Source organism: Acinetobacter sp. G11 (assembly GCF_049808495.1).
Taxonomy (GTDB): domain Bacteria; phylum Pseudomonadota; class Gammaproteobacteria; order Pseudomonadales; family Moraxellaceae; genus Acinetobacter; species Acinetobacter kookii.
In genome coordinates, this window is sequence record NZ_JBNCAT010000055.1 from 1 (window position 1) to 9,812 (window position 9,812).

Here is a 9,812-nt window from a genome sequence, read left to right on the forward strand (position 1 = left end):
TTACTGCTTCAATTTTGAATTCTTCAGGATATCGTTTACTGCTCATAAGCACCTCGTTAATTAGCCATTTTATCTAACTAAAAGGTGTCTACAAAATTAGTGGCTATTCAAGCATTGACTCTATTATGTAATGACTTTCTTTCATAAATACCCCAAAAAATAAAAAAACTATTTTACATAAATTTCTGATATGAAATCTTTAAGATTACTATCAAGCTATTATGAAGTGAATTTTAGAACTTATCTGCGCTAAAATATCAAGGTATTATGCTTCAGAGCCACCCATGCTGTACCCAATACCCAAAAAAATCCAACTCGCACCATCACAAGCCAAATGGAAGCTTTCATCCACTGAATCTGTCTTAGTGTTGGTGGGATTACAAAATTTAAGAATGATGGAAGGCATAAAAGACATTGACTTAATGACTCATCTGATTCAAATCAGCAATAAAGCCAAAGCTTTAGATATTCCAATTGTTGACTTATATGGCGATGACCTGATTCAGGGTATGCAGCAACTGGGTGAATATGCATCATCGCATCCGCAGCTGATTTTTGCAGGACAGGTCACGCCGATGCTCAAGCAAATATTGCCACATCTACAAAGTGTCACCGAGCAAATCTGTGTTGTGGATGATGCGATTTTACTGTCGAATCAGGACCAGCATATTCAATGGATTGATAACATTTCAGCGCAAGCTTTGCATCACATGAACAGCTATAGTTTGACCAGATTATGGGATTTAAGTGCACCATCCCATTACGTGCTTTCCGCCAAGGGAATTATGCTCGCGGTTGCAGAGCAACTAAACATGGATGCACTTGAAATTGATCCTGATGTCGATTTGAAACAATACGGTTTGGATTCTGTAGCCATGGTGACGTTGGTAGGTATTTGGCGGGCGCATGGGGCAAATATTAGGTATGAAGATGTCCTAAAACACAATTCACTGCATGCACTGGTCAGCTTTGTATTGCAATCAGTAGGTTCATAACACGAGATTGAAATAATTTTTGAGCAAAATCGGAAAATCCGTCACCAATTCGAATATTGTGCATTGTAATTCTGTGCCAAGCTTTCTATCATTGCCGCCTTGTTTTCGCGATCAGCCTGGGATTGAACATTGAGTAATTTTCTAACCGAACATCTGATACATCGTGATGAAGATTTTATGGTCATCCATAAACCTGCAGGTGTACTCACCGTTCCCGGCAAAACCGAAGATTTACAAGATTGCGTGATCAACCGATTATTAGAAATAGAACCCAAAACTTTACTGATTCATCGGCTGGATCGGGATACTTCAGGCATTCTGGTGTTTGGCCTGAGCAGATGGGGACAAAAAACCATTTCCCGCCAGTTTCAGGAACGTCAAACCGACAAAACCTATCAAGCCGTAGTGGCAGGGCATCTTGAAGGGGAAGGCACGGTTGATGTGCCGGTTGTTTATGACCCTGAACATCCTCCTTTACATATTGCCGATCCCAAGCATAACAAGCCTGCACTCACGCATTGGCAGGCCATCGAACATTTTGAAATTCAGGGACAGGCAGTGACGCGGGTCAAACTTAGCCCGATTACCGGCCGTTCCCATCAGCTACGCGTGCATATGCAATATCTGGGTCATCCCATTATTGGGGATACTTTATATGCCACTCCTGAGCAGCAACTGTTGATGCCGCGTCTGTGCCTGCATGCTGAAAACTTAAGTTTTTATCATCCGCAAACAGAACAGCTGATGGAGTTTTATGCTCCCGTTCCTTTTTAAAGTAAAAACTTTTTAATCCTCATCGATTTTGCGCACTTTTTAGTGGGCTTTATGTCAAAATATATTGCTTAAAGACCTGGTTTTTTGCTCAAATACCAACCAGATTTTGGGCTTGAAATTAGTGTCTTCATTTTTAGATAAAGGTGGAAAAATTGCATCAGTTTGCTATTGGTCAGCGTTGGTTATCAGACACGGAAACAGAACTCGGTTTAGGGGTTCTTATAGACGTAGATGAAAGATCGGTTAGCATCTTATTCCCAAAAAGTGATGAAACACGTGTCTATGCACGTAGCAATGCACCTTTATCACGTATTGTGTTCAATGTGAATGATGAATTGCAGGATCAGGAAGGCACCCAATGGACAGTTGAGTCGTTGGAAGACCGTCATGGCGTAGTGCGCTATAATGTCGTGCGCAATCTGGAAGATGGCTCAGAAGAACGTAAGTCACTCAACGAAACCCGTATTGGTGCGACCATCCAGCTGTCTAAGCCGCTTGACCGTTTGCTGGCCAGCCAGGTCGACTATAAAGAATGGTATGACCTGCGTATTGAAGCATTACTGATGCAAGCCAACATGAAGAACAGTCCTTTGCGCGGCATGGTCGGTGCGCGTGTAGGTCTGATTCCGCACCAGCTGTATATTGCCCATGAAGTGGGCCAGCGTTTTGCGCCGCGTGTCTTGCTTGCTGACGAAGTAGGCTTGGGTAAAACCATTGAAGCGGGCCTGATTATTCATCAGCAACTCAAAACTTCCCGTTCTGAACGTATCCTGATTTTAGTTCCAGACTCATTGCAATATCAGTGGATGATTGAAATGCGCCGCCGTTTCAATCTGGAATTTTCACTGTTCGATTTGACCCGTACCGCTTCGATTAAAGAACATGACCCTGACTTAAACCCGTTCCTGACCGAGCAGCGCATCATTGCTTCTGTTGACTTGATGGTCGATCATGAAGATTTGCGTGAACAGGCTTTAGAGGCCGGTTTTGACCTTCTTGTGGTGGATGAAGCACATCACCTGATGTGGAGTGAAGAAGAAGGTGGTAATGACCGTTATGACCTGGTTGAAGAATTAGCTGAAAAAACACCGGGTGTGTTACTGCTTACAGCAACACCAGAACAGCTGGGTGTGGAAAGCCATTTTGCCCGTTTACGTCTGCTCGATCCGCAACGTTTCAGTTCACTCGACCGCTTCCTGGATGAAGAAGAGCAGTATCATCAGACTGCAAAAATTGCTGAAGTGCTGATGTCAGACCTGCCTTTGGAAAAAGGGCATTTAAAAGCGATCGAAGGCTTGTTGGGGCATGGCATTCAGGATGAGCCTGAGCAACGTTTCCGTGCTATTCATGAATTATTGGACCGTCATGGTACCGGCCGTATTTTGTTCCGTAATACCCGTGAAGCGATTCAGGGCTTTCCGGGCCGTGATTGCCAACCGGCACCTTTACCAGCGCCTGCCAACTGGTCTAAAGACGGCAAGTTGCGTGAACAGATGTGGCCTGAAGAAGCACAGCTGGATGGCTCCTGGATGGAACATGACCCACGCGTGATGTGGCTCATGGAAATCCTGCGTACCGAACTGAAACACAAAAAAGTCTTGCTGATTGCGCGTAGTGGACCGGTGGTGGAAGCGCTGGAAAATGTGCTGCGTTTGCATGCCGGCATCCGTACCGCCATGTTCCATGAAGGCATGAGCCTGCTTGAACGTGACCAGGCTGCGGCGTATTTCGCTGAAGAATCTTATGGTGCACAAATTCTGTTGTGTTCTGAAATCGGCTCCGAAGGGCGTAACTTCCAGTTTGCCTCTGACCTGATCCTGTTTGACTTGCCGGCGAACCCGGATGTGCTTGAACAGCGTATTGGTCGTCTGGACCGTATTGGTCAGGAAAACCGGATTCAGATTCATGTGCCTTATCTGGTCGGTACAGCGCAAGAGCGTATGTTCCGCTGGTACAACGAAGGTTTAAATATCTTCAGCAATATTTCCCCGACTGCACAAACCCTACAAGAAAACTTTATTGTGAAGTTAAAAGACTGTTTATTGGCAGATTTGGGCCAGCAGTTTGAAGATTTGCTGGAAGAAGTCAGTGTACAGCGTGAAGCTTTAGAGGCTGAATTGCAGGAAGGCCGTGACCGTCTGCTGGAATACAACTCATGCCGTCCAATCGTGGCACAGGAAATTGTGCAGGCGCTTGAAGATTACGACGACAACACCACTTTGCCGATGTTCATGAAACGCTTCATGGCATCGACCAATATCGATTTTGATGAGCAAAGTAACGGTACCGTGATCATCAAGCCGACCGACCAAATGCAGGTTCAGGGCTTGTCTTTGGATGAAGAAGGCATGACGGCAACTTTCTATCGTGATCAGGCGCAGGTTCGTGAAGATGCACAATACTTGACGCTGGAACATCCATTCACAGAAAGCGTGATGGAAATGATTAATACCCAGGCTTTTGGTAGTACCAACGTTGCGGTATTAAAATCTGCAGCCTTGCCACAAGGTTCGGTGTTGATTGAAGTCTGGTTTAAGGTGGATGTGGTTGCACCGAAGGCATTGAACTTGCCATCTAGCTTGCCACAGCAGCTGATTCGCGTATTGCTCAGTGAAAAAGGTCAGGATCTGTCTGAAAAGATTGCACCAGAAATCCTGAAACCTTATTTACATCACTTGGATGGCAATAGCTGCCGTCAGGTGGTGAAAGCACGCCGTGAAGTGATTGAACAGCGTTATGCACAAGCCTTGGATATTGCCAAAGCTGCATTGCCTAACTTTAAGCAGCAGGCTAAAGAAGTGTATGGCAACAAATGGCAATATGAAATTGATCGCCTGACTTATCTGAAACAGTTCAACCCAAGCATCCGTGAAGATGAAATTTCACGTTTGCAAAAATTCCAGAAAGAAGGTTTGAGCCTGCTGGATGGTTTATCAGTCACACCAGAAGCCATTCAGGTGATGGTAGTGGTTAAGCCATAATTTTAAACTGAAATATAAAGCACCTACGGGTGCTTTATATGTTTAAGATGAGGCAGTTGTGGTTCATCTGGCTTAAAATTCAACTCATGCTAAAATAAGAAAATAATTTTTATAAAATATAAGAAGAATAACAATGGCTCAGTCTTTAATTACCATGGGTTCTAGCACGTCGCACGGCGGAATAGTCTCGGAATGTGATCCTTCTTTTATCATAAATGGAATCGCTGTGCATTTGCATGGTATGAAACATTATTGTCCAAAATGCCAAATGGTTGTGTCAGCCATTGCGGCGAAACAGTCAACCACTGTGAAAGGGCGTGGGGTGGTGATTGCAGGGGACAAGACGACTTGCGGAGCAACTTTTTTAGGCAGTCAGTTTCTGGTGGTTTGGCGAAAATAAACCGCAGCAGTCAAATCATTTATTGTATAGAATTCTGTATTTAAGCCATCTGACTTGCAAGTCAGTGAATCATGCATTTATGGATGTCATCCCAGTCTATTTTTCCTTAAGCTACGATGCTGTTAATCAGATAAATGTAAATGAAAATAAGAGTAGCTTATATGGCAGATGGATTATTCAGAAAACAGGCGATTCATTTTACCCATGCCAATGGGATTCCTTCGGCCAGCTATCAAAAGTTTTTCCGCTGTTTGGGACCAGAATTTGATCTTAAAGCCATTTCGGTGATTGGTCTGGATCTCAGATATCCGGTGAGTCTGACCTGGCATTATCTGGTTGAACAGGTAATTGCAGACATTGAACGGCAATTTCCAGAACAGCAGGTGATTGGGTTGGGGCATTCATTCGGTTCTTTGCTTACTCTAATGGCGGCCTATAAACGTCCTGATCTGTTTTCACAGCTGGTGATTATGGATCCGCCTTTTGTGATCGGACCTAAATCTGCCATTTTTGAGGGTCTGCAAAAGCTGAAATTAAAAGCCGTGGATAAAATCACGCCAGCGGCGATTACGCTTAAACGCAATGATCATTGGTGCAGTTTTGATGAAGCATATACATCTTTGCGAAATAACCGCCTGTTCAAGAATTTTGATCAGCAGTGTTTTGATGATTATTTTGCCCATGCTATTACAGAAGATCAAAGCAGAGGGGGCGCGACCTTAACTATTCCTAAAGCTGTTGAAGCTGAAATTTTTAGAACAGTACCTGCGTGGTGGTGGCGTACTCCACGTAAAGCACCTCAAGTTCCGGTACATCTGATTACCGCAAAACAGAGCCATTTTTATAAACAGGGCTTACCGCAAGGAATGAAAAAAATCTATGGAATTGAGTTTAGTGTGGTGGAAGGTGGGCATATGTTTCCTTTAGAGCAACCGGAAAGCACAGCCAAATGGGTGAAACAGATGATTGGTAAACAGCAAAGTATTTAAGGAAAAGTGAAGGATTTCATTTTGCATCCTTCACGAGCAATAGCGTTATAGATTATCGAATTTGAGCTTCATCCAGATGACGTGCACCTTCTATAATCATGCGAATCATGATCATGGTTTGTTCGGCAATTTCCTTGCGTTCCTTCGCAGAAATATCGATGACCGTTGCACCCATATTAAATACCAGCTGGGTAATGGCTTTAGCGGCAATGTCGGGGTGAGAAAGCCTATTGTTATTGAGGCGTTCCAGACGAATTAAATCTTCCTGCAACTCTTGCTGGAAATAATTTAGCTGGCGTTGCACTGCTGCTTTATAAGACGCAGAGCCGGTATAGGCTTCACGCAATAATAAACTTAAATTTCCTTCATCTGCATCTAATTGTTCAATAAAAATTTCGACTGAACTGCGAATAATGCTGTTTTCTTTAGAAGCCTTTAAACGCGCTTGATGTAAAATTTGACGTAATACAATCCCTGCACGATCAATCAATTCAATTGCCAGTTCATCTATATCTTTAAAATGCCTATAAAAACTGTTTGGAGCAATACCTGCCTCACGTGCAACCTCACGTAGGCTTAAGGAGGAGATGCTTTTTTGCGGTCCAATTAAATTCAATGCAGCTTGAAACAGCTCTTCTTTGGTAATGGTTGCTTTTCGACCCACGGTACGGACGATCACCGGTTCATGAACAAAATTCTGTTTATCAACAGGCGCATCAACACTTTTTTTGATTGAAGACTGGTTCATATTTTTCAAGGGATTAGAAACACAAAAACATTATAGCGGTTGCAGTGCAACTTGGGAAATGATTAGAAACAATACAAATATATATACAAATATATATACATGTGTATAATAATTAAAATTCAATCGCGTGGTACTGACTATGCATGTTGTAGAAAAAATGAAAAAATCTCCCCTAAGTTCACTAGCTGAAAGCGTTATGGATCAGCACGCAGCCAATTTCTGGCTGCAGAAATTCAATACGCTTTGGTCAATCAATCAAGCCTTAGGCAAAATTGTCCAAAAAGAAAATTCTGCACAAAATATGATGAGTTTGACTATTCAAGTGAACCGTCATTTTCAAATGGGGCAAGCAGGGCAGCATCATCCAGTTTTTGTGGAAGTGAATGGTGTTCGCTATGAACGTAGCTATAGTCTGACTCAACTTGATGCGCAACATGTCTTATTAACAGTGAAAAAAGTTGATCAGGGTAAAGTCAGTTCCTGGCTGGTTGAGCAGGCACAAGTCGGCGATATTCTTGAATTTGGGCAGCCTTATGGAGACATGCTGTTACCAGAACAAGCTCAGCCGATGATATTGCTCGCTGCCGGTAGCGGGATTACCCCAATGCTAAGTTTGCTTAAAGCACTCTCTAAAACAGATCGCATGGCTCAAGCACCTATCCAGTTGTTGTATTGGGTCAAAGAATATGCCGGTGCAGCTTTTAAAGCGCGTTTTGAAAAGCTTGCGGAACAATATCCGAATTTCTCATTTCAGGTTTTTTATACCCAGGAAGAAAATGCGGGCAAACGCTTAAACCACGACCATCTGGCTTTGCTGGACAATATCGAAAACAGCCAGGTGTATGCCTGCGGCCCATCCGGATTTGTTGCACAGGCAGAACAGTTATTTGCCCATGCCCAGAGTTTTAAAAGTGAAGCTTTTAGCATGAGTGCCGTTGAAAGTTCTGACATGGGCTTTGTCAATGTGACTTTGTTGCAATCAAAGAAAGTAGTAGCCATTCCTAAAGGGCAGTCTATTTTAACCAGCCTGGAACAGCAAAATATCAAACCGACCCATGGCTGCCGTATGGGCATTTGTCATAAATGTGTCTGTAATAAAGTTGAAGGTTCAACTAAAGACTTAGTAAATGGTAGTCAAAATTCTGAACCTGGTAATTTATTGAAAATCTGTGTCAATTCAGCACAGTCTGACCTTGTCATTGATTTATAAGTGAGAAAAATATTATGAATATGCCTGTTAAAATAGAATATTTTAAAAATCCTAAAAATGGTGAGCTCACTCAATCTCAACTAGATGATTTGGCCCGTGAGCTGGATGCCATTAAACAAGAAGTGCTTGATGATATTGGCGAAAAAGACGCGAAATATATCCGCCGGGTTTACTCAACAATTCGTTATGCTTCAATTGCTGGACGTGCCTGTTTATTTGCTGGCTGGTTTCCGCCGGCCTGGGTATTAGGTACAGGCTTACTTGGTTTTGCCAAAATTATGGAAAATATGGAATTGGGTCATAATGTCATGCATGGTCAATATGACTGGATGAATGATCCTAAATTCCATGGCCCAAGTTACGAGTGGGATATCGTCGGCACAGCGGATAACTGGCGTCAAACCCATAACTACAAGCATCATACTTATACCAATATTAAAGGGATGGATGATGATATCGGTTATGGCTTGCTGCGTTTGTTCCCTGAACAGCGCTGGAAACCAGGCTATCTTTTACAGCCGATTTATGCGATTCCATTTTGTCTGTTATTCCAGTGGGGTGTAGCCATTCAAAATCTGGAATTGGGTAAAGTTTGGTTTGGGCGCAAGAGTAAACAGGTACTCAAAGAAGAGTGGAAGCCACTCCAAAAGAAAATCGGTAAACAGTTGTTTAAAGATTACGTTTTCTTTCCATTGATTGCGGGTCCAGCTGCTTTACCGGTATTTACCGGCAATCTGGTTGCAAACGGGATCCGTAACATCTGGACTTTCAGTATTATTTTCTGTGGCCATTTCACTAAAGATGTGGAAGTTTTCCCGAAAACGGTACTGGAAAATGAAAGTCGCGGACATTGGTATATGCGTCAGATTCGTGGTTCATCCAATTTGACAGGTTCAGAAGCATTCCATATTTTGACCGGTCACTTAAGCCATCAAATCGAGCATCACTTATATCCAGACATTCCGGCACGCCGTTATCGTAAAATGGCACCTAAAGTTCAGGCAGTATGTGAGAAATATGGTTTAAATTACAATAATGCCAACCTGTTTAAGCAGTATGGCAGTGTAATTAAACGTATTGCTAAATATGCTTTTCCGTTCAAGAAGTAAGTTTATCCAAAAATCTTAATATATTATTTTTCAGGAGTGAGTTGGGGAAAACCCTCACTCCTGAAAATTTTATAAAAGAATAAAATTATAAAATTTAATTTAAAGTATTAGGATGAATTTAGTAATAAATTAATTTTGCAAATTGTTTATCTTTTGTGAGCTTTTTATGTATTTTTTTGCATAAATATCTACTCTTTGAGCACTTTTGCCTATTGTCAAATAAGTAAAATATAACTTTGTAATTATACCCCCTGGGGGTGTTGATCAGTAAATCATCATTAATTAATTTTTTAAAAAAATTAGATAGATAATTTTATAAATAATTATGCTTATAATATATTGATTTTTATTATTATTATTTAATTTTATTAAAATATATGACAGTTTTATTAATAATAAAATGATAATAATAATTATTATTATTATTAAAATGTAAATAAGTGATTGGTGAATGAAAAAAGATAGATCTTTTTTACAACTTATAATAGAAATGTGGGTGGTGTTTCAAAAAGTATGCTGAAAAAAACAATATGGCTTTTGATAAAATAGAGGTATGAAAATAACGCTACAAATCAAATGTCCTACCTGTCTAAGTAACAATATAAA

Annotated in this window: 8 protein-coding genes; 7 read left to right on the forward strand and 1 reads right to left on the reverse strand. The window is 41.6% G+C overall.

Features of this window, described 5'->3' with window-relative positions:
• The first annotated feature begins 284 nt into the window (after positions 1-284).
• The 5 genes from ACPUEY_RS13630 to ACPUEY_RS13650 all read left to right on the forward strand — a co-directional run bounded on the left by ACPUEY_RS13630 (position 285) and on the right by ACPUEY_RS13650 (position 6,139).
• A complete protein-coding gene (locus tag ACPUEY_RS13630; RefSeq protein ID WP_425122414.1) occupies positions 285-995 on the forward strand; it encodes a phosphopantetheine-binding protein in 711 nt (236 codons plus the stop codon).
• A gap of 129 nt (positions 996-1,124) precedes the next feature.
• Positions 1,125-1,769, forward strand: coding sequence for an RluA family pseudouridine synthase (locus ACPUEY_RS13635; RefSeq protein WP_092818414.1), 645 nt, complete (start codon positions 1,125-1,127; stop codon positions 1,767-1,769).
• Between the two features lie 143 nt (positions 1,770-1,912).
• Positions 1,913-4,750, forward strand: coding sequence for an RNA polymerase-associated protein RapA (gene rapA, locus ACPUEY_RS13640; RefSeq protein ID WP_425122415.1), 2,838 nt, complete (start codon positions 1,913-1,915; stop codon positions 4,748-4,750).
• Between the two features lie 133 nt (positions 4,751-4,883).
• Positions 4,884-5,150: a PAAR domain-containing protein gene (locus tag ACPUEY_RS13645; protein WP_092818412.1), complete on the forward strand. Its 267-nt coding sequence runs from the start codon at positions 4,884-4,886 to the stop codon at positions 5,148-5,150.
• A gap of 161 nt (positions 5,151-5,311) precedes the next feature.
• On the forward strand, positions 5,312-6,139 hold the full coding sequence (locus ACPUEY_RS13650; RefSeq protein ID WP_425122416.1) for an alpha/beta fold hydrolase: 828 nt from the start codon (positions 5,312-5,314) through the stop codon (positions 6,137-6,139).
• Between the two features lie 52 nt (positions 6,140-6,191).
• Here ACPUEY_RS13650 and fabR read toward each other — a convergent pair whose 3' ends face one another.
• The gene (gene fabR, locus ACPUEY_RS13655; protein WP_261183577.1) at positions 6,192-6,887 is read right to left on the reverse strand and encodes an HTH-type transcriptional repressor FabR; all 696 of its coding nucleotides are present in this window, start codon (positions 6,885-6,887) and stop codon (positions 6,192-6,194) included.
• A gap of 139 nt (positions 6,888-7,026) precedes the next feature.
• Between fabR and ACPUEY_RS13660 the strand changes: the two genes are divergently transcribed.
• Entirely contained in the window at positions 7,027-8,097 is a 1,071-nt protein-coding gene (locus tag ACPUEY_RS13660) for a ferredoxin reductase (protein ID WP_425122417.1), read from the forward strand.
• A gap of 14 nt (positions 8,098-8,111) precedes the next feature.
• Positions 8,112-9,206, forward strand: coding sequence for a fatty acid desaturase family protein (locus ACPUEY_RS13665; RefSeq protein WP_092818408.1), 1,095 nt, complete (start codon positions 8,112-8,114; stop codon positions 9,204-9,206).
• Positions 9,207-9,812 lie beyond the last annotated feature (606 nt).